Source organism: Vreelandella gomseomensis (genome assembly GCF_031451645.1).
In the GTDB taxonomy this organism is placed as follows: domain Bacteria; phylum Pseudomonadota; class Gammaproteobacteria; order Pseudomonadales; family Halomonadaceae; genus Vreelandella; species Vreelandella gomseomensis.
The window spans coordinates 97,823-117,086 of sequence record NZ_JARWAI010000008.1 but is presented as its reverse complement, the minus strand read 5'-3'; the positions used below and the strand labels follow the sequence as shown (position 1 = coordinate 117,086).

Sequence of the window (19,264 nt, the reverse complement as noted above, 5' to 3'; positions counted from 1 at the left end):
TTCGCCCTCACCATCGCTGCCTAGACTTGCCAGAGCAAGCCCAAATTGACGTGAAGACCGACACACTAGCGAAGACATATACCCCATGACGCTTCTTGCCCTGGGAATCAATCATCGCACCGCCAGCGTCGCCGTTCGCGAACAGGTGGCCTTTACACCGGCGCAGCTGGATCACGCGCTGGCGGAACTGCGTGCGATGCCGCAAATCAGCGAGGCGGCGGTGCTGTCGACCTGCAACCGCACCGAGCTTTACTGCGTCACCGATGCGGCGGGCGAGCAGGTCGTCCTTGACTGGCTGAGCCGTTTTCATCAGTTGAAGGTCGAAGAGCTGACCCGCTGTGCCTATCACTACCTGGATAATGAAGCGGTACGCCATCTGATGCGCGTGGCCGTGGGACTGGATTCCATGGTGCTCGGCGAGCCGCAGATCCTCGGCCAGTTGAAAGAGGCTTACCAGCAGGCCCGCGAAGCCCAGGGGCTGGGCAGCGAGCTCGAGCGGCTCTTCCAGCACACCTTTGCCGTTGCCAAGCAGGTGCGCACCGAAACCGGCATCGGTAAAAACCCGGTATCGGTAGCCTACGCGGCGGTTAGCATGGCAAGCCGGATTTTCGACGATTTTGGACGCTCCCGAGCCTTGCTTATCGGGGCGGGAGAAACCATCGAATTGGTTGCCCGGCATCTCCATGAAGCCGGCGTGCACAAGCTGACGGTGGCCAACCGTACCCGCGAGCGGGCCGAGAAGATATCCGCGCCGCTGGGGGGCAAGGCGATTACCCTGCCGGAAATCCCCGCCGCGCTGGAAGAGGCGGATATCGTCATTTCCTCGACGGCGGCGCCGTTGCCCATTCTCGGCAAGGGCATGGTCGAGCGCGCGCTGAAAAAGCGCCGCCATCGTCCGGTCTTCATGGTCGACATTGCCGTTCCACGGGATATCGAGCCGGAAGTGGGCGAACTTGCCGATGTGTTCCTGTATACCGTCGATGACCTGGAAGAAGTCATTCAGGAAAACCGCCGCCATCGTCAGGTCGCCGCCGACCAGGCGGAATCGCTGATTGAGCATGGTGTGAGCGGCTGGCAGCATGAGCGACGCATTCGCCATGGCGGCGAGCTCATTCGTGGCTATCGCCGCCACGGAGAGGCGTTGCGCGATACGGCGCGCGACCAGGCGCTGGAGCGGCTGGCGCGCGGAGAGGATCCCACCAAGGTCGTCGAGCGTCTTGCCCATCAGCTGGCCAATCGGCTGATGCATCAGCCGACCCAGACGCTGCGCGATGCCGCCTCTCAGGAAGACCATGCGCTACTGGAGGCGGCGCCGCGCCTACTGATGCCGCCCAAGCCCGCCTTCGAGAAACCACCGGCACCGACGGCCAATCGCCAGAAGGATGATACGCCCGCATGAAAGAAACACTGCGTCAACGTTTGGACAGTTTCGCCGACCGGTTTGAAGAGCTGTCAATGCTGCTGTCTGATCCCGAGGTAATCCACGATCAAAAACGCTTCCGCGATTACTCGCGGGAATACGCCGAGCTCGACGAGCTGGTGGCTGCCTGGCAGCGCTATTGCCGGATCGAAAAGGATATCGAGGCGGCGCAACAGCTGAGCCGCGACAGCGATCCGGAGATACGCGAGCTCGCCGAGATGGAAATCGATGACGGACGCGAACAGCTGGAAGCGCTGGATGTCGAGCTCAAGCGCCTGCTGGTGCCCAAGGATCCGGACGACGGTCGCGGCGTCTATCTGGAGGTGCGCGCCGGCACGGGCGGCGACGAAGCCTCGCTGTTTGCCGGTGATCTGTTTCGCATGTATTCGCGCTACGCCGAAAAGCGCGGCTGGCGCGTGGAAGTCGTCAGTGCCAGCCACGGCGAGCAGGGCGGCTACAAGGAAATCATCTCGCGGATCAAGGGCGACGGCGTGTATGCCCGCCTGAAATTCGAGTCGGGTGCGCACCGCGTGCAGCGCGTCCCCGCCACCGAATCCCAGGGGCGAGTTCACACCTCGGCCTGCACCGTGGCGGTGATGCCCGAAGTCGATGATGTGGGCGATGTGGATATCAATGCCGGTGATTTGCGCGTCGATACCTTCCGTTCCAGCGGGGCGGGCGGTCAGCACGTCAACACCACCGACTCGGCGATCCGCATTACCCACCTGCCATCCGGCGTGGTCGTGGAATGCCAGGAAGAGCGCAGCCAGCACAAGAACCGTGCCAAGGCGATGTCGCTGCTGGCCGCCAGGCTCAAGCAGAGCGCCCAGGACGCCCAGCGCCAGGACCAGGCCGATACCCGCCGTTCGCTGGTGGGGTCGGGCGACCGCAGCGAACGTATCCGCACCTACAATTTCCCCCAGGGGCGGATCACCGATCACCGTATCAACCTGACGCTCTACAAGCTCACCGAAGTGGTCAGCGGCGAGCAGCTCGACGACGTGATTGATCCGCTGATCCATGAGTATCAAGCGGAGCAGCTGTCCGCGCTGCAGAGCGCCTGATGACGCTGGATGCGCTGCTCTTCAAGGCCACCGAACGGCTGGCCCGGGCCGGGTCACCGAGTGCCCGGGTCGACGCCGAGGTGCTGCTCGGGTTCGTCATGGCGCGCGATCGTACCTGGCTGTATACCTGGGGCGACAAGCCCTGCTCAACGTGGCAGCACGCGCGTTTCGATGCGCTGGTTGCTGCTCGTGCCCAGGGTTGCCCCGTCGCCTACCTGATCGGTGAGCGGGAGTTCTGGGGCTTGCCCATTGCCACCTCGTCGGACACGCTGATTCCCAGGCCGGATACCGAAACGCTGGTGGAGGCGGCGTTGCGCCGCGCCCCGCAGACGGGCGGACGGCTGCTGGATATCGGGACGGGAACGGGGGCGATTGCCCTGGCGTTTGCCAGCGAGCGCCCCCATTGGCAGGTTACCGGCGTTGACCTGATGCCCGATGCCGTCGCACTGGCAAAGCGCAATGCCGACAAGCTGGGGCTTGGCCATGTCAGTTTCCTGCAAAGCAACTGGTTCAGCGCCTTTGCCCCACCTCATGCCGAGGTTACGTTCGATATCATCGTCAGCAACCCGCCCTATATCGCCGCCGATGACCCCCATCTGCGAGAGGGTGACGTGCGCTTCGAGCCCGCTTCTGCCCTGGTGGCCGAGGCCGGCGGCATGGCCGATCTGCTGCATCTTGTCGTGACGGCGACAGCGTATCTCGCTGACGCCGGCTGGCTGATGCTCGAACACGGCTACGGTCAGGCCGCCGCGCTCCGCGACGCGATGTGCCAGGCAGGCTACCAAAACGTTGAAAGCCTTCGTGACCTGGCGGGTCATGAACGCGTTACGCTAGGATGTTTTTCGTCAATCGCCTGATTCATCAGCAATGGATCCTGCCATGAAAGCAAAAAATAGAACGCTGGACCGTATCGATTTGAAGATCCTGCGCTGCCTGCAGGAAAACGCGCGGATTTCGTATGTGGATCTGGCCACCGAAGTGGGGCTTTCCACTACGCCCTGTCTGGAGCGCGTCAAGCGGCTCGAGAAGGCGGGTATCGTGCGCGGCTATCAAGCGATTCTCGACCCGCAGTCCCTCAAGGCCAACCTGCTGGTCTTCGTCGAGATCAGCCTGGAAACCCAGTCGCCGGCGGTTTTCGACGAATTTCGTCGCGCCGTCGAAAAGCTACCGCAAATCCAGGAATGCCACCTGGTGTCGGGACAGTTCGACTACATTCTCAAATGCCGTATTCCGGAAATGTCGGCCTACCGTCAGCTGCTCGGCGATGTCGTCCTGACCCTGCCGGGCGTCAAAGAATCGAAAAGTTACGTGGTCATGGAGGAGGTGAAGGAAAGCTTCAGCCTGCATGTGCCCGACGTCGAGGAATTCGAGGAAAAGTGACCGATGATGAATGACGCCGCGCTGCTGCGCTATAGCCGCCAGGTCATGCTGCCGGAGGTGGAAATCGACGGTCAGGAGCGGCTGATCGATAGCCACGCGCTGATTATCGGCGCCGGAGGGCTTGGGTCGCCGGCGGCGCTGTATCTCGCGGCGGCGGGTGTCGGCCACATTACCCTGGTGGATGCGGATAGCGTCGAGCTGTCCAATCTGCAGCGCCAGATCGCCCATCAGCAGGCAAGCCTCGGTCAGAACAAGGCGCAGTCCGCCCAGGCCACCCTGGAAGCGCTCAATCCCGAGTGCCGGGTGAGCGCCGTGGCGGAACACGCCGAGGGCGAGTCGCTTGAGCGCCTGGTCGCCACCGCCGACGTGGTGCTCGACTGTACCGATCGCTTTTCGAGCCGCTACGCCATCAATGCCGCTTCGCAAAAAGCCGGGGTGCCACTGGTTTCCGGGGCGGCTATCCGTTTTTCAGGCCAGCTGGCGGTGTTTGATCCGCGCGACGCAAAAGCCCCTTGCTATGCATGTCTGTATCCCCCCGATGGCCAGGGTGACGAGGCTCTTAGCTGCGCCGAAAGCGGCGTGATGGCACCGCTGGTGGGCGTTATCGGCTGCTTTCAGGCGGTCGAGGCCTTCAAGCTGCTCAGTGGTGCCGGGGCCGTGCATCAGGGGCTGTCGCTGTTTGACGCCCTGAACGGTCAATGGCGGCATTTCAACGTGCCGCGTGATCCTGCCTGCCCGGTATGTGCTCGCTGACCTAGTGGCTGTCCTCGGCGTCGGCTTCGCTGGTTTGCGCATCGTGAGCGTGGGCCGTGATCTCGTCTTCGGCTGAGCGCTTGTGGTCTCGTGATGTCCTGCTGGGCATATTGGCTGGCTGCTGTGATGTGAACACGCTGGTAAAGATATCGTTATCGGGGTTCATATCAATATTGCCTTGGAAAAGGCTGCCGTCTTCCAGCACCAGGCAAGGCGTGGTGATGGTGCCGGTAACATTCGCGCCTGCATGAACGGTGGTCTTGTGCAGCGCAACCAGATGCCCTTCGACGGTTCCCGATACGCGCAGCGTATGCGCGTAAGCATCGCCGTGCAGGCTGCTATCGCTGCCCAGGGTGACGGTGTGTTGCTTGCAGGTGACGGTGCCGGTGACCTGGCCCTCGATGGTGAGGTCTTCGTCGCTGTTGATATCACCGTGTACCTGGGTGCTGCTGCCAATCACCGAGCTGCTTTGGCGGGAAGCACCAGGCAGGCTTCTGGTCGGCTCGATGGAGGCGGTCTTGGTGTCGCCGTAGGCTGTGTCGTGCTTGGCATCAGCGGGTTTGGTTTTACTGAACATGGGACGTTCCTGTCGGTTTGGAAACAGTAAGGTGCCGGCGCCATCGAGGCTGACGCCATGAGCATGCATGCGTATATCAATGTACGCCGTGCGTCGCCAAGTCAAAGCGTCAAGATACCCGCTTACTCGCCGGGTATTCTTGACGCTGGCCTGGCGGCTGACTGTCTATAACAGGCAATGGTCATTTAAAGACAGAGGGCATTGCATCTCATGGTGATGGAAACATGGCTCATGGTCAGCGGCGTTGTCGTGATGACGATGATCATACTGGACGGCAAGCGCAAAAAGAAAAGACACCGGGCGCCAGGCGAGGACTCACCCCAGCGCGCTGGCGCCGTGCATGATCATGAATCGGTGCCCGCGTCGACGCCCGACCAGGCGCGGCACGCTCCTGTCGCCGACGCGGCGTTCGAGAACCGGCAAAACGGCAGTCATCTAGGCGCTGCCACTCAAATTCACGGCGATATTACGGCTGACGAGCGTGTATCGATCAAGGGGCGGGTGGTTGGCACGGTCACGGCGAGACATCAATCCATCCAGCTTGCTTCAAACAGCGTCGTCAATGCCAGCCTGGAGGGCGCTGACATCGTTGTCGCGGGGCATCTGGAAGGTGACATCAACGCCAGCGAGGGATTGACGCTGATGTCGGGCGCCAAGGTGCGCGGGACGATCTCGACCAGCAGCTTTGCCTGCCATGCGGGGGCCAGCGTCAACGGTAGCGTGCTGCCCGGTCAGGGAGGGAGCGTTGTCTTCCCCGAGCAAAAGCCCGCCGAGTAGCGGGCTTGGCGTGACGTTTGCGGTTTCAGAACCGTTATTGACGAATCAGGTAGTCAAAGGCGCCCAGCGAGGCCTTGGCCCCTTCGCCCATGGCGATGACGATCTGCTTGTAGGGCACGGTGGTGACATCCCCCGCCGCGAAAATACCCGGTACTGAGGTCATGCCGTGGCCGTCGACGATAATTTCGCCGTGGGGGTTCATCTCCACCGGCGAGCCTTTCAGCCATTCGGTATTCGGCACCAGGCCGATCTGCACGAAGATACCTTCCAGCGTCAGGTGCTTGATGTCATCGGTGGTGCGATCCTTGTAGGTCAGGCCGTTGACACGGCTGCCGTCGCCGTTGACCTCGGTGGTCTGGGCATTGAGGATGATATCCACGTTGGGCAGGCTCTTGAGCTTTTTCTGCAGAACGGCATCGGCGCGCATGTCGCCCATGAATTCGATCAGCGTCACATGGCCGACGATGCCCGCCAGGTCGATCGCTGCTTCAACGCCCGAGTTGCCACCGCCGATCACGGCCACGTGCTTGCCCTTGAACAGCGGCCCGTCGCAGTGTGGGCAGTACGCCACGCCCTTGTTACGGTACTGCTGTTCACCGGGAACGTTCATTTCCCGCCAGCGCGCCCCGGTGGCCAATACCAGGGTCTTGCTTTTCAACGTGGCGCCGGAAGCGAGGGTGACTTCGTGCAGGCCGCCATTGGTGTCCGCAGCCTTCAGCGAGGTCGCGTGCTGCAGATTCATCACGTCAACCTCGTAATCCTTGACGTGTTCTTCGAGCGCGCTGACCAGCTTGGGCCCTTCGGTATGGGTGACCGAAATGAAGTTCTCGATGCCCAGGGTATCGGCGACCTGGCCGCCGAAGCGCTCGGCGGCGATGCCGGTATTGATGCCCTTGCGCGCCGAGTAAATGGCGGCGGCGGCGCCGGCGGGGCCGCCGCCAATCACCAGGGTGTCGAAGGCGGCTTTTTCGCTGAGCTTTTTGGCCTCGCGCTCGGCCGCGCCGGTATCCACCTTGGCCAGAATCTGCTCGAGGGTCATACGGCCCTGGTCGAACGGTTCGCCGTTGAGGTAGATGCTCGGCACCGACATGATCTCGCGGGCTTCCACCTCGTCCTGGAAAAGCGCGCCGTCGATGGCGACGTGGCGGACATGGGGGTTGAAGATTGCCATCAGGTTGAGCGCCTGAACCACGTCGGGGCAGTTCTGGCATGACAGCGAGTAGTAGGTTTCAAAGACCAGCTCGCGATCCAGGGCGCGGATCTGGTCGAGCACCTTGTCGCTGGTCTTGGGCGGGTGGCCACCCACCTGAAGCAGCGCCAGCACCAGCGAGGTAAACTCGTGACCCATGGGGATGCCCGCAAACACCACTCCGGTGTCTTCGCCGGGTCGGTTGATGGCGAAGGAGGGCGTGCGCGCATCATGGCCTTCGGTGGACAGGCTGATTTTGTCGCTCAAGCCGCTGATCTCCTGCAGCAGGCCGAGCAGTTCGCGTGACTTGTCACCGTCATCCAGCGACGCGACAATTTCCAACGGCTGCGTGACGTTTTCCAGATACGCTTTTAACTGATTTTTGAGATTGGCGTCGAGCATGATCGAGACGACCTCGTAGCTAACAAGGGTAAGTAACGTTGATTGGTTCAGCCGTTTCCTGAGCCTTTAATACGTCGCCGCCAGTTGGGTTGGCTGAGCAACAGGCACAGGCACAGGCACAGGCACAGGCAAGGCACAGCGCCAGACAGCAACACCCGGGGCGATGCCCGGGTGTCTGGCGCAGTTGGAACCTGGCGATGGGGGGCTGGCGCCGGCTTAGATCTTGCCGACGAGATCCAGCGACGGCGCCAGGGTTTCTTCGCCTTCTTGCCATTTGGCAGGGCAGACTTCGTTGGGGTTGGCGCGCACGTACTGGGCGGCCTTGACCTTGCGCAGCAGCTCTTCGGCGTTACGACCGATATTGCCGGCGTTGATTTCAACAATCTGGATCTTGCCGTCGGGGTCGACAACGAAGGTGCCGCGCTCGGCAAGGCCTGCGTCTTCGATCAGTACTTCAAAGTTGCGCGAAATGCGCAGCGTGGGGTCGGCAATCATGGGGAACTGCAGCTTGCCGATCGTCTCGGAGCTGTCGTGCCATGCCTTGTGGGTGAAGTGCGTATCGGTGGACACGCTGTAGATTTCGACGCCGAGCTGTTTGAAGGCGTCGTAGTTGTCCGCCAGATCGCCAAGCTCGGTCGGGCAGATGAAGGTGAAGTCGGCCGGATAAAAGAAGAAGATGCTCCACTGACCCTTGAGATCGGCGTCGGAAACGTCAACGAATTCACCGTTCAGGTAAGCGGTTGCGTTGAACGGTTTAACTTCAGTGTTGATCAATGACATTCGGATGACCTCCATTGGTGACGAATAACAGTAGATAAAGCTAATAATTAGACTAAAGGTGGATGCTGAAGGGTCAAAATTGGAAAAAACCATGATGGCAATAGTGCTGGGCTATCATGTCCTTTGCCATCAGCCAACGCGACCGCTTGCACTACGCTTGTGGTGGGTTGGCCGGACACAAGCGCAATAATTTTTGCGCATTGGCTTGCGATAGCGGATCCCGCGCCGCAGAATTCGCACGGTCAGCTTCGGGGCGACGAACGGACGGGTCTTGAAGTCGGCATGTCCGGGGTCATCGTTCGTATCACTAAGGATAAGGAGTAGATCCATGGGGAACATCCACAAACTTTCCGGGGCCGTTGCGGCCATTTCACTTGCCGCAGCGGCAACCACTGTCCACGCCGAGGAAGTGCGCGTCTATAACTGGTCCGACTATATCGCGCCCGACACCTTGGAAAAATTCACCGAGCGTACTGGCATCGACGTCACCTATGACGTGTTCGACAGCAACGAAATCCTCGACGCAGCGCTGCTGTCAGGCCGTTCCGGCTATGATGTAGTGGTGCCGTCCACCTACTACCTCACGCGGCAAATGAAAGCCGATGTCTATCAGCCGCTGGATCACGACAAGCTCCCCAATCTGAAGCACTTGAATCCCAAGCTGATGGAGAACCTTGAACAGGTGGATCCGGGCAGCCAGTACTCGGTGCCTTACATGTGGGGAACCAACGGCATTGGCTACAATGTCGATCGCGTCAAGGACATCCTGGGTGACGACGCGCCCGTTGATAGCTGGGCGCTACTGTTTGACCCGGAAATTACCGGTCAGTTGAGCGAAGCCGGCTGTGGCTTGTCGATGCTGGATTCCGGCGATGAAATGCTGTCGCCCGCAATGGTTTATCTGGGGCTGGATCCGACCAATGAAAGCCGCGAAGATCTGGAAGCGGCCGGTGAACTGCTCGCCAAGGTTCGCGATGACATGACCTACTTCCATTCGTCGCGCTACGTGTCGGATCTGGCCAACGGCGACATTTGTGTCGCGGCGGGTTACTCGGGCGATATCTTCCAGGCCGCCGCCCGGGCCGAAGAAGCCGGGCGCGACTTCGAGATTGCCTACAGCATTCCCAAGGAGGGCGCGGCGCTGTGGTTTGACATGATGGCGATCCCTGCCGATGCGCCCAACCCGGATAATGCTCACGCCTTCATCAACTTTATCCTCGACCCGGAAATCGCCGCCGATATTACCGAGTACGTGCGTTACGCTAACCCCAACGCCGCGGCGGATGAATATCTGTCCGACGAGATTCTCAACGATCCCGCCATCTATCCGGACACCGAGGTAATGGATAACCTCTACGTTCAGGTTGAAAAGCCCCAGGATATCCAGCGCGCTCGCACCCGTATCTGGAACCGCGTAAAATCCGGTCGCTAAGATACGTTCCTCCGACGGCGAGTCCAGGCACCTTACGCGCCAGCCTGGGCTCGCTGTTCGCTTTTTGATTGCCCGGTATACCGGGCTTCTTGATGGGAGTGGCGAATGGCAACTACGCCCCTATCGAACGATGCGTCATCCACACCCTCCGCCAATGTCGCGGCGCTGCGTGCCCAGGGCAAGACGCCTCGGTTTGCGGATGACGTCGTGCTGGAGGTCAAGCGGCTGAGCAAGCGCTTTGATGATGCCCTGGCGGTAGATGACGTCAATCTCCAGGTGAAGCGCGGTGAGATCTTTGCCCTGCTGGGTGGTTCCGGGTCGGGCAAGTCGACGCTGTTGCGCATGCTGGCCGGATTTGAAACGCCCAGTGAGGGGCGCATTCTGCTCGGCGGTGACGATATCACCGCCATGCCGCCGCACAAGCGGCCAATCAACATGATGTTTCAGTCCTATGCGCTGTTCCCGCACCTGAGCGTGGCCCAGAACATCGCCTTTGGCCTGAAGCAGGACAGGTTACCCAAGGCCGATATCGAGGCACGGGTGGCCCATATGCTCAAGCTGGTGCACATGGAGCGGTTTGCCAAGCGTAAACCCCACCAGCTGTCCGGCGGCCAGCGCCAGCGTGTGGCGCTGGCTCGTTCGCTGGCCAAGCGGCCCAAGCTGCTGCTGCTTGACGAGCCCATGGGGGCGCTGGACAAGAAGCTGCGCACCGAGATGCAGCTGGAAGTGGTCGAAATCATCGAGCAGGTCGGCGTGACGTGCATCATGGTCACCCACGACCAGGAAGAGGCCATGACCATGGCCGACCGCGTGGCGATCATGGCCGACGGCTGGATCGAGCAGGTGGGCTCGCCGATCGATATCTACGAAAGCCCGGTGAGCCGCATGGTGGCCGAGTTCGTCGGCACGGTGAATCTTTTCGAGGGCGAGATCGTCGAAGACGCCGCCGACCACTGCAAGATCGTCTCGCCGCTGCTTGAACGGCCGATCTACATCGACCACGGCATCACCACCCAGGCCGTTGACCGCCGGGTATGGGCGGCGCTGCGCCCCGAGAAGATCTGGCTGACCCGCGAACAGCCAGGTTCGGCGCATAACTGGAGCGCCGGCGTGGTGGAGGACATCGCCTATCTGGGGGGATTCTCGCTGTACTACGTGCGCACCCCGAGTGGCCAGCTCATCAAGGTCAGCATGGCCAATACCGAGCGGCGCGGTGACCGGCCCACCTGGGAAGACCGGGTGTATGTGCACTGGGAAGATCACAGCGCCATCGTGCTGAATCGTTAATTGTGGATGCCTTACCGATCCGAGGAGAATGCCTTAGATGATGCCTGCTCGCTTGTCCGCCATGCTGAAGCGCTGGCAGCTGGGTCGGCGCGCGGTCATCGCGCTGCCGCTGGTATGGCTGACGCTGTTCTTTCTGCTGCCCTTCGTGCTGGTGCTCAAGATCAGCCTCTCGGAGGCAGCCATCGCGGTGCCGCCTTACGGTGCCCTGGTCGAGTACGTCGACCAGACGCTGAATATTGCCCTCAACCTGGGCAATTACCTGTTCCTGGCGTCGGATTCGCTGTATGTGGCGGCGTACTGGGGGTCGCTGAAAACCGCCTTCATCGCCACGCTGGTGTGTCTGCTGATCGGCTATCCCATGGCCTACGCCATGGCGCGCACCAGCGCGCGCTGGCAAATGATTCTGTTGCTGCTGGTGATGCTGCCGTCCTGGACCTCGTTTCTGATCCGCATCTATGCCTGGATGGGGATTCTCGGCAACAGCGGCCTGTTGAATAACCTGCTGCTGGGCCTGGGGCTGATCGACGCTCCCTTGCGCATGATGAATACCCAGTTTGCGGTGATCATCGGCATCGTCTATGCCTACTTGCCGTTCATGGTGCTGCCGCTTTACGCCCATCTGACCCGCCTGGACAACGCGCTGCTCGAGGCAGCATCCGACCTCGGCTCGCGCAAGCTGAACACTTTCATCAAGGTGACCCTGCCGCTGTCCATGGGGGGTATCATTGCCGGTTCCATGCTGGTGTTTATTCCGGCCGTCGGCGAGTTCGTGATTCCCGAGCTGCTGGGCGGACCGGATACGCTGATGATCGGCAAGGTGCTCTGGCAGGAGTTCTTCAACAATCGCGACTGGCCGGTGGCGTCGGCGCTGGCGATGGTCATGCTATTGCTGCTGTTGATCCCCATCGTCTGGTTCCACCGCTATCAGTCCCGGGAGTTCAACGAATGAGCCTTGCCAGACCGCGTATTCGCTTTACCAGCGTGATGCTGGTGATGGGGCTTTTGTTCCTGTACGTGCCGATGCTGGTGCTGGTGGTGTACTCCTTCAACGCCTCAAAGCTGGTCACCGTATGGTCGGGGTTTTCCACCCAGTGGTATGGCGAGCTGTTCCGCGATGAACAGATCCTCTCGGCCATCTGGATGAGCCTGCGCATCGCATTTTTGTCCGCCAGCATGGCGGTGTGCCTGGGCACCATCGCGGCGTTCGTGATGACCCGCTACGGGCGGTTTCGCGGTAAGACGGCGCTGTCCACGATGGTCACCGCGCCCCTGGTGATGCCCGAGGTGATCACCGGGCTTTCGCTGCTGCTGCTGTTCGTGCAGATGGCCCAGATCACCGGCTGGCCGGCCGACCGTGGCATGGCGACCATCTGGATTGCCCATACCACCTTCTGCAGCGCCTACGTGGCCGTGGTGGTGGCCGCCAGGCTGCGCGAAATTGATCCGTCGATCGAGGAAGCCGCGATGGACCTGGGGTCGCCACCCATGAAGACCTTTTTCTGCGTGACGCTGCCGGTGATCGCACCGGCGCTGGTAGCGGGCTGGCTGCTGGCCTTCACGCTGTCGCTGGATGACCTGGTGATCGCCAGTTTTGTCTCGGGGCCGGGGGCCAATACGCTGCCGATGGTGGTGTTCTCGTCGGTTCGCATGGGCGTGTCGCCCAAGATCAACGCCCTGGCGACGCTGATCATTCTGACGGTATCGCTGGCGACGCTGCTAGCCTGGTACCTGATGCGGCGTAACGAAGCCAAGCGCCAGCAGGCGCTAAAAGGCGCCGTTCCCTGAGGCATTGCTCAGAGAACATCGTCGTCGCTGCCTACGCGAACACTTTCCAGCTCGCCGGTGACCAGCGATACTTCGATGGCCAGCTGGATGGGGGCGCAGCACTGATGGCAGTCTTCCCAGGTCACGTGGCTACCCTGGGAGGCATCAATCAATAGTGTTAACAAGGTATCGCAGTAGGGGCAGTAGGCGTCATACTCTACCAAGGTATCTTCTTGCATGGTGCGATCCTTCTAAGCGTGGCTTTTCAGTGTAACAGCCGTGTCACCAAGAGGCATCGACGTGTGGGATCTGGTAGGCGAAACGCCGTTTTATAAACGCAAAGGAGAGCAGCGATGATGTTACGACAGGTGGCCTTAGCGGCCTTATTGGCCTTGCCGGTAGCCGCATGGGCGGAAACACCCAACATTACCCCAGGCGAGTGGGAGTTCGTCAGCACCACCACGGTGAGCGGCGACATGCCGATTCCGGAGCAAACCGACACCGAGCAGCAGTGCATTACCCAACAAGACCTGGAGGATGCCAACCTGGGCTTTATCGAAGAAGAGGAAGGCTGCGAGCTGCTCGACCAGGACACCAGCGCTGACGGCCTTTCCTACAGCATGGTGTGCCGGGCAGACGGCGGTGAAGCCAACATTGACGGCGACATGCAGTTCAAGGGCGAGCGTATCGAAGGCACCGTCGATATCCAGACCCAATCGCCCATGGGCGAGCTGAACATGCAAACCCGCATTGACGGTGAGCGCCTGGGCGACTGCTGATCCAAGGCGGGATCTGATTTAGCAAAGGGCGTGCCTGACCGGCGCGCCCTTTTGCATGCAGGATCCGCGATCCTGTGCGCCTTGCTGGTTAACGCTCCGGGGGCGCGTCGGCCATTTCGCGTTCCAGCCGGCGTTTGACGGCACCGGGCGAGCCACTATGCCGGGACAGCAGGTCGTAGGCGACCGGCACGACAAACAGCGTGAACAGCGTCGCCGCGCCGACGCCGGCCATGATCACGACGCCGATGACGTAGCGGGACTCGGCGCCGGGGCCGCTGGAAACGATCAGCGGAATAGCCCCGGCCATGGTGGTGATCGCGGTCATCAGGATAGGCCGCAGGCGCGTGACCGCGCCCTCGACCAGGGCGTGGCGGAATGCGTGTCCCTCATCGCGCAGCTGATTGGCGAACTCGACAATCAGGATGCCGTTCTTGGCCGCCAGGCCGATCAGCAGTACCAGCCCCACCTGGCTGTAGATGTTCAGCGACTGGCCGGTGATCCACAATGCCAACAGCGCTCCGCTCATGGCCAAAGGCACCGTGAGCATGATGACGAAGGGGTGGATGAAGCTTTCGAACTGCGCGGCCAGCACCAGAAACACCACCAGCGCGCCGAACACCAGCAGGAAGGTGGTGGCGCCGCTGGCGTTCTGGAAGTCCCGCGACGCCCCGGCAACATTGGTCTGGGCGTCTTCGGGGAGCAGGTCGTCGGCGCTTTGCTCAAGGTACTCCAACGCTTCGCCCAGCGAATAGTCATCCGCCAGATTGGCTTCGATGGTGATCGAGCGTACGCGGTCAAAACGGTTCAGGGTGCTGGCACCGGCGGCGTCGCTCAGCGTCACCAGGCTTGCCAGCGGAATCAGCTCACCCGAGCGCAGCGAGCGAACCTGAATGTTATCCAGCGAGCGCGGACTGTTCTGGCTCGCGCGATCCCCTTCGACGATGACGTCGTACTCCTCGCCGTTATCCACGTAGCGTGTCACGTTACGTCCGCCGAGCAAGACTTCCAAGGTGCGGCCGATCTCGCTCACCGTGACGCCCAGGTCAGCGGCGCGTTGCTCGTCTATGTCAACGTTGAGCTGGGGCTGGGTCTCATTGTAGTTGCTTTCAAGGGCACGAATACGCGGGTTGTCGTCGCGGATATGGTCGATCAGCCGGTCGCGCCATTCGGCCAGCTCTTCGTAGGTGCCGCCGCCGAGCACGAACTGCACGGGCTTTTGGGTGCGCTGGCCGAAGCCCTGGCGCATGACGGGAAACGCCTGAACGCCGGGCAGGGTGCCGAGCGCCGCTCGAACGTCGTCCATGATCGCCCAGGCGCTGCGCCGCGCACCCCATTCGGCCATGTTGACGATGATGAAGCCGCTGTTGAAGTTTTCAATGTTGCCGTAGCCGCGCGGGGCGCGCACCAACACCCGCTCGAGCTCGCCGCTTTCGACCATGGGCGTCAGGCGGGCCTCGATTTCGTCCATGTAATCCATCATGTAGTTGAAGGTGGCGCCTTCCGGTCCGTTGACCAGCACGATGAAGTTACCGCGGTCTTCCTGAGGTGTGTATTCGTTAGGCAGTAATTGGCTCAGCCAGGCGGTCATCGCCATCAGCAGCACGAACACCGCCACCACCCAGTGGCGCCGGGCTAGCAGGGCTTCGAGCAGGGCCCGGTAGCCGCGCTGGGCGCTGCGCATGATGCGCTGAACCGCTTTGGAAAGGCGGCTGTCGTGCATGCGCGGCGAGAGGATCTTGGACGCCATCATCGGGGTCAGCGTAAGGGCCAGCAGGGTGGAGATGGCGACCGCCGCCGCCATGGTCAGCGCAAATTCGGAAAACAAACGGCCAATATCGCCTTGCAGCATGCTGAGCGGTACGAACACGGCGATCAACACAAGCGTGGTGGCGATCACCGCGAAGGCGATCTGGCGGGTGCCGCGAAACGCCGCGACCAGGGGTGTTTCGCCTTCGTCGTGCATGCGCCGGTTGATGTTCTCCAGCACGACGATGGCATCGTCGACGATCAGCCCGATCGCCAGTACCAGGGCGAGCAGCGTGAGCAGGTTGATCGAGAAATTCATGACTGCAAGCGCGGTAAAGGCGCCGATAATCGCGATGGGCACGGTGACGGCGGGAATCAGGGTGGTACGCAGGTTGCCCAGAAACAGAAACATCACCACGATGACCAGCACCATGGCCACCAGCAGGGTGAAGGCGACTTCCTTGATCGCCCCGGAGACAAACACCGAGGTGTCATAGTTCAAGCTGAGGGACATGCCCTCGGGCAGGGTCGATTGAAGGCGTCCGAGCTCCTGCTGCACCGCCTCGGACAGTTCGACCACGTTAGCGGTGGACTGCATGATCATGCCCAGTCCCACCATGGGCACCCCGTTGGCGCGAAATACCGTGCGATCTTCAACGGAGCCGACCTCGACCCGGGCGACATCCCCCAGGCGCACCAGATAACCGTCATCCCCTTCCATCAGGGGCAGCGCCTGGAAGTCATCGGCGGTTTCGAAGGTACGCGGCAGACGCACGATGAATTGCCGGTCCTCGGACTCGATGGCCCCGGCGGGCAGCTCGACGTTCTCGGCCCGCAGCGAGTCTTCAATATCGCCGACGGTGAGGTTGCGAGCCGCCATGGCGTTGCGATCGATCCATACCCGCATGGCATAGTCGCGGCCACCGCCCACCCTCACCCTGGCGACGCCCGGCTGTACCGAGAGGCTGTCGACCAGAAAGCGGTTGGCGTAATCGGTGAGCTCTGTCATCGAGTAGCCTTCCCCGGAAAGACTCAGCCAGACCACCACCTCCTCGCTGCTGTCGGCCTTGCTGACCTCGGGGTTTTCGGCGTCGTCGGGCAGGTTGCGCAGGGCGCCGCCGATGCGGTCACGCACGTCGTTGGCGGCGGCGTCGATGTCCATGCTCAGGGCAAACTCGATATCGATACGCGAGCGGCCATCCTCGCTTTCCGAGGTGATCAGCTCGATGCCTTCGACGCCGGCGATGCGGTCTTCGAGTACCTGGGTAATCCGGGTTTCCACCACGCTTGCCGATGCACCGGGATAGCGGGTGTCGATACTCACCACCGGCGGGTCGACGGTGGGATACTCCTGAAGCGGCAGGCGGTCCAGCGCCAGCAAGCCGAAGGCAATGATCAGCGCCGCCATGACCACCGCCAGTACCGGACGCTGGACCGAGATATCCGATAAACGCATCAGCGGTCCGCCTCGAGCAAGTCGCGAACCCCGGTCGCGTCGTCGATCAACCCGAGAAGCCGAACCGCTTGCCCGTCCCGCGCTCGTTGCAGGCCGTGCACGGCGACAACGTCATCCGCTGATACGCCGGCGTCAATTTCCACCTCGCCCGACCGGCGCTCGCCGATGTCGACGCTTTGTCGCCGCAGCAGAGGGGCCGTGTCGTGGTCGTCGATCAGCATGACATAGTGACGATTGCCATCGGGCTGAATGGCCGCCTCGGGCAGCACGACGCTTTCCCGGGGCTGCTGGCGTACCACGACTTCCATGAGCATGCCGGGGCGCAGGCGCTCGTCGGGATTGGCGATTTCAGCGCGCACCCCAATGCTGCGCGTCACCGGGTCGACCCGCGTGCCCAGGCTTGCGATCTCGCCGTCAAACACCGCGTCCGGAAAGGCGGCAGTGGTGGCGCTCAGCGACAAGCCCGGCGCAAGCCGGCCGAGGTACGCCTCGGGGACGCTGAAATCCAGTTTCATGACGTCCAGCTTGTCGAGGGTGATCAGATCCATGCCCGGCGTCACCAGGGCGCCGGGGCTGATGTTGCGGGTGCCGACCCGGCCGCTGAACGGGGCCCTGAGCTGGTAATCCTCGAGACGGGCGCGCAAGGCGGCAATCTCCGCCTCGGCCTGGTCAACGCGGGACTGGTTGTCCTCGACGTCTGCGCGTGCGGCCAGGTTGCGGTTCTGCAGCTCGGTGGCCCGCCCCAGGGCGTTGCGTTGTTCGTCGCGCAGGGCCTGGGCGGCCCGCAGGCGTGCCTGTTCCTCGGCGTCCTGAAGGCGGATCAGCAGATCCCCCTGGGTCACACGCTGGCCATCCTCAAAGGTAATCTCGGCAATGGTGTCGGTAACGGTGGCGGAGAGCGTCATGCTTTCATCGGCGCGCAGCGTACCCAGCGCCTCGATAGGGTCAGACCAGGGGGCGATAACGGCACGCACGCCGATAACGCTGTGGGTGGATTGCGCGAGGGCCAGGCCCGGCGCTGTGGTTAGCAGCAGCAAGACGAACAGGCGGCGACAGAATAAAGGCATAGGGCTCTCTGTAGTGCGTGATACCGCCTGCGCTGAATAATGACGTCAAGCAGTGTGGGTAGCGGCCAGCTAGTGACGAGCCGCGATTGACACGGCTTGATTGTACAAATGCTGTATTTATTATTTTCATGATACAACAAAAACACCCCGAGGGGCTGCTAGAATGCCGCCTTTTGATACGCTCGGGGGCGGTAACGAATGACCTACGATGTCGTGATCATCGGGGCTGGCGCGGCCGGCCTGATGTGCGCTGCGCAAGCGGGATACGCGGGTAAGCGGGTGCTGGTCATCGATCATGCCAAGAAAGCCGGCAAAAAGATCCTCATGTCCGGCGGTGGCCGCTGCAACTTTACCAATCTCGCGACCACCCCACAGCATTTTTATTCGGCCAATCCATCCTTCTGCATCTCGGCGTTGAAGCGCTATCGCCCCGAGCATTTTGTCGAACTGGTGGAGCGCCATGGCGTTGATTACGTCGAAAAAGCACCGGGCCAACTCTTCTGTGCCGATTCCGCCAGCGCCATCGTGACAATGCTGTTGACCGAGTGCGACTGGGCGGGGGTGGACGTGCGGTTAGCCACCCGCATCGAGGCGGTCGAGCGCTGTGGCGAGGCCATGCGGTTGACCACCTCCATGGGCCGGATCGAGGCGGGCGTGCTGGTCGTCGCCAGCGGCGGGCTGTCGATCCCCACCATGGGGGCCAGCGGTTTCGGTTACGACCTTGCCCGCCAGTTTGGCCTGGAAGTACGGCCGACGACACCGGGACTGGTGCCGTTCACGCTGAGCGACCAGTGGAAGGCCCGGGCCAGCGAGCTGTCAGGCGTCAGCGTGCCGGTGACGGTAAGGGCCGGCGTGAAGGCATTCAGCGAGCCGATGCTGTTTACCCATCGCGGTCTGTCCGGCCCCGGCATACTCCAGGCGTCCAGCGTCTGGTCTCCCGGTGAGACAGTCGAAATCGACCTGTTGCCCCTTCAGGATGCCCAGGCGTTGCTGCGCCATGCTCGCGAGCAGACGCCGAAACGCCAGCTCTCTACCTGGCTGATGGAGCACTTTCCCAGGCGCTTGGCGCAATCCCTGTGCGAATGGTATCCGGACGGTCGAGATACCCAGCCCCTGGCGCAGTACAGCAATGCCCAGCTTGAGATTTGGGCCGATCGACTCAACCGGTGGCAGCTGAAGCCGGCGGGGACGGAAGGGTGGCGAACGGCGGAGGTCACCATGGGCGGGGTGGACACTCAGGCCATTTCGTCCAAGACGTTTGAAGTCAACGGACTGCCGCAGTTGCGCTTTATCGGTGAGGTGCTGGATGTGACCGGCGAACTGGGCGGGCATAACTTTCAATGGGCGTGGGCCTGCGGGGTGGCCTGCGGCCAGGCCTGCTGACCCAGGCT

General features: G+C 61.9%; 18 protein-coding genes. 12 read left to right on the top strand and 6 right to left on the bottom strand.

Features of this window, described 5'->3' with window-relative positions; translation table 11 throughout:
• Positions 1-85 precede the first annotated feature (85 nt).
• The 5 genes from hemA to QC815_RS11960 are packed head-to-tail and all read left to right on the top strand — an operon-like array spanning position 86 to position 4,617.
• Positions 86-1,399 (top strand): glutamyl-tRNA reductase, encoded by a 1,314-nt coding sequence (gene hemA / locus QC815_RS11980; RefSeq protein WP_230448197.1) that lies wholly within the window; start codon positions 86-88, stop codon positions 1,397-1,399.
• A complete protein-coding gene (prfA, locus tag QC815_RS11975) occupies positions 1,396-2,484 on the top strand; it encodes a peptide chain release factor 1 (protein WP_230448198.1) in 1,089 nt (362 codons plus the stop codon). Before hemA ends, prfA begins: the two co-directional genes overlap by 4 nt.
• Entirely contained in the window at positions 2,484-3,341 is an 858-nt protein-coding gene (gene prmC, locus QC815_RS11970; RefSeq protein WP_310539947.1) for a peptide chain release factor N(5)-glutamine methyltransferase, read from the top strand. The genes prfA and prmC overlap by 1 nt, the downstream gene beginning before the upstream one ends.
• 22 nt (positions 3,342-3,363) lie before the next feature.
• A complete protein-coding gene (locus QC815_RS11965) occupies positions 3,364-3,864 on the top strand; it encodes an Lrp/AsnC ligand binding domain-containing protein (protein ID WP_230448200.1) in 501 nt (166 codons plus the stop codon).
• A gap of 3 nt (positions 3,865-3,867) precedes the next feature.
• Positions 3,868-4,617: a HesA/MoeB/ThiF family protein gene (locus tag QC815_RS11960; protein ID WP_230448201.1), complete on the top strand. Its 750-nt coding sequence runs from the start codon at positions 3,868-3,870 to the stop codon at positions 4,615-4,617.
• A gap of 1 nt (position 4,618) precedes the next feature.
• Here the strand turns inward: QC815_RS11960 and QC815_RS11955 are convergent, their stop codons facing one another.
• Entirely contained in the window at positions 4,619-5,194 is a 576-nt protein-coding gene (locus QC815_RS11955) for a bactofilin family protein (protein WP_310539943.1), read from the bottom strand.
• Positions 5,195-5,404: 210 nt separating this feature from the next.
• Here QC815_RS11955 and QC815_RS11950 point away from each other — a divergent pair, with 210 nt between their 5' ends.
• Positions 5,405-5,971, top strand: a complete 567-nt coding sequence (locus QC815_RS11950) for a bactofilin family protein (protein WP_310539941.1) — start codon at positions 5,405-5,407, stop codon at positions 5,969-5,971.
• Positions 5,972-6,005: 34 nt separating this feature from the next.
• Here QC815_RS11950 and ahpF read toward each other — a convergent pair whose 3' ends face one another.
• Positions 6,006-7,562 (bottom strand): alkyl hydroperoxide reductase subunit F, encoded by a 1,557-nt coding sequence (ahpF, locus tag QC815_RS11945; protein ID WP_310539939.1) that lies wholly within the window; start codon positions 7,560-7,562, stop codon positions 6,006-6,008.
• Between the two features lie 216 nt (positions 7,563-7,778).
• On the bottom strand, positions 7,779-8,342 hold the full coding sequence (gene ahpC / locus QC815_RS11940) for an alkyl hydroperoxide reductase subunit C (protein ID WP_310539937.1): 564 nt from the start codon (positions 8,340-8,342) through the stop codon (positions 7,779-7,781).
• 328 nt (positions 8,343-8,670) lie between these two features.
• Between ahpC and QC815_RS11935 the strand changes: the two genes are divergently transcribed.
• From QC815_RS11935 to QC815_RS11920, 4 genes are all read left to right on the top strand, one after another.
• The gene (locus tag QC815_RS11935) at positions 8,671-9,774 is read left to right on the top strand and encodes a polyamine ABC transporter substrate-binding protein (RefSeq protein ID WP_230448206.1); all 1,104 of its coding nucleotides are present in this window, start codon (positions 8,671-8,673) and stop codon (positions 9,772-9,774) included.
• Between the two features lie 105 nt (positions 9,775-9,879).
• Positions 9,880-11,061 (top strand): ABC transporter ATP-binding protein, encoded by a 1,182-nt coding sequence (locus tag QC815_RS11930; protein ID WP_310539935.1) that lies wholly within the window; start codon positions 9,880-9,882, stop codon positions 11,059-11,061.
• A gap of 37 nt (positions 11,062-11,098) precedes the next feature.
• Positions 11,099-12,010, top strand: coding sequence for an ABC transporter permease subunit (locus QC815_RS11925; RefSeq protein WP_230448208.1), 912 nt, complete (start codon positions 11,099-11,101; stop codon positions 12,008-12,010).
• Positions 12,007-12,846, top strand: a complete 840-nt coding sequence (locus QC815_RS11920; protein WP_230448209.1) for an ABC transporter permease subunit — start codon at positions 12,007-12,009, stop codon at positions 12,844-12,846. Before QC815_RS11925 ends, QC815_RS11920 begins: the two co-directional genes overlap by 4 nt.
• An 8-nt stretch (positions 12,847-12,854) precedes the next feature.
• On the opposite strand, the gene QC815_RS11915 is transcribed toward QC815_RS11920, so the two are convergent.
• Positions 12,855-13,064 carry a zinc ribbon domain-containing protein gene (locus tag QC815_RS11915; RefSeq protein WP_230448210.1) on the bottom strand — a complete coding sequence of 70 codons (210 nt, stop codon included), beginning with the start codon at positions 13,062-13,064 and terminating at the stop codon, positions 12,855-12,857.
• 114 nt (positions 13,065-13,178) lie between these two features.
• Here QC815_RS11915 and QC815_RS11910 point away from each other — a divergent pair, with 114 nt between their 5' ends.
• On the top strand, positions 13,179-13,604 hold the full coding sequence (locus tag QC815_RS11910) for a DUF3617 domain-containing protein (protein WP_230448211.1): 426 nt from the start codon (positions 13,179-13,181) through the stop codon (positions 13,602-13,604).
• Between the two features lie 88 nt (positions 13,605-13,692).
• On the opposite strand, the gene QC815_RS11905 is transcribed toward QC815_RS11910, so the two are convergent.
• Both QC815_RS11905 and QC815_RS11900 read right to left on the bottom strand, forming a co-directional pair.
• Complete coding sequence (locus QC815_RS11905; RefSeq protein WP_310539932.1) at positions 13,693-16,806, bottom strand: efflux RND transporter permease subunit; 3,114 nt, start codon at positions 16,804-16,806, stop codon at positions 13,693-13,695.
• Positions 16,806-17,873: an efflux RND transporter periplasmic adaptor subunit gene (locus tag QC815_RS11900; protein ID WP_230448213.1), complete on the bottom strand. Its 1,068-nt coding sequence runs from the start codon at positions 17,871-17,873 to the stop codon at positions 16,806-16,808. The genes QC815_RS11905 and QC815_RS11900 overlap by 1 nt, the downstream gene beginning before the upstream one ends.
• A 198-nt stretch (positions 17,874-18,071) precedes the next feature.
• Here QC815_RS11900 and QC815_RS11895 point away from each other — a divergent pair, with 198 nt between their 5' ends.
• Positions 18,072-19,256 carry a BaiN/RdsA family NAD(P)/FAD-dependent oxidoreductase gene (locus tag QC815_RS11895; protein WP_230448214.1) on the top strand — a complete coding sequence of 395 codons (1,185 nt, stop codon included), beginning with the start codon at positions 18,072-18,074 and terminating at the stop codon, positions 19,254-19,256.
• Positions 19,257-19,264: the final 8 nt, after the last annotated feature.

Coding starts and splice junctions, on each gene's coding strand:
- QC815_RS11910 (WP_230448211.1), top strand. CDS start 13,179: ATGATGTTACGACAGGTGGCCTTAGCGGCCTTATTGGCCTTGCCGGTA.
- QC815_RS11915 (WP_230448210.1), bottom strand. CDS start 13,064: ATGCAAGAAGATACCTTGGTAGAGTATGACGCCTACTGCCCCTACTGC.
- hemA (WP_230448197.1), top strand. CDS start 86: ATGACGCTTCTTGCCCTGGGAATCAATCATCGCACCGCCAGCGTCGCC.
- QC815_RS11920 (WP_230448209.1), top strand. CDS start 12,007: ATGAGCCTTGCCAGACCGCGTATTCGCTTTACCAGCGTGATGCTGGTG.
- QC815_RS11930 (WP_310539935.1), top strand. CDS start 9,880: ATGGCAACTACGCCCCTATCGAACGATGCGTCATCCACACCCTCCGCC.
- prfA (WP_230448198.1), top strand. CDS start 1,396: ATGAAAGAAACACTGCGTCAACGTTTGGACAGTTTCGCCGACCGGTTT.
- prmC (WP_310539947.1), top strand. CDS start 2,484: ATGACGCTGGATGCGCTGCTCTTCAAGGCCACCGAACGGCTGGCCCGG.
- QC815_RS11925 (WP_230448208.1), top strand. CDS start 11,099: ATGATGCCTGCTCGCTTGTCCGCCATGCTGAAGCGCTGGCAGCTGGGT.
- QC815_RS11960 (WP_230448201.1), top strand. CDS start 3,868: ATGATGAATGACGCCGCGCTGCTGCGCTATAGCCGCCAGGTCATGCTG.
- QC815_RS11950 (WP_310539941.1), top strand. CDS start 5,405: ATGGTGATGGAAACATGGCTCATGGTCAGCGGCGTTGTCGTGATGACG.
- QC815_RS11900 (WP_230448213.1), bottom strand. CDS start 17,873: ATGCCTTTATTCTGTCGCCGCCTGTTCGTCTTGCTGCTGCTAACCACA.
- ahpF (WP_310539939.1), bottom strand. CDS start 7,562: ATGCTCGACGCCAATCTCAAAAATCAGTTAAAAGCGTATCTGGAAAAC.
- QC815_RS11935 (WP_230448206.1), top strand. CDS start 8,671: ATGGGGAACATCCACAAACTTTCCGGGGCCGTTGCGGCCATTTCACTT.
- QC815_RS11965 (WP_230448200.1), top strand. CDS start 3,364: ATGAAAGCAAAAAATAGAACGCTGGACCGTATCGATTTGAAGATCCTG.
- QC815_RS11955 (WP_310539943.1), bottom strand. CDS start 5,194: ATGTTCAGTAAAACCAAACCCGCTGATGCCAAGCACGACACAGCCTAC.
- QC815_RS11895 (WP_230448214.1), top strand. CDS start 18,072: ATGACCTACGATGTCGTGATCATCGGGGCTGGCGCGGCCGGCCTGATG.
- QC815_RS11905 (WP_310539932.1), bottom strand. CDS start 16,806: ATGCGTTTATCGGATATCTCGGTCCAGCGTCCGGTACTGGCGGTGGTC.
- ahpC (WP_310539937.1), bottom strand. CDS start 8,342: ATGTCATTGATCAACACTGAAGTTAAACCGTTCAACGCAACCGCTTAC.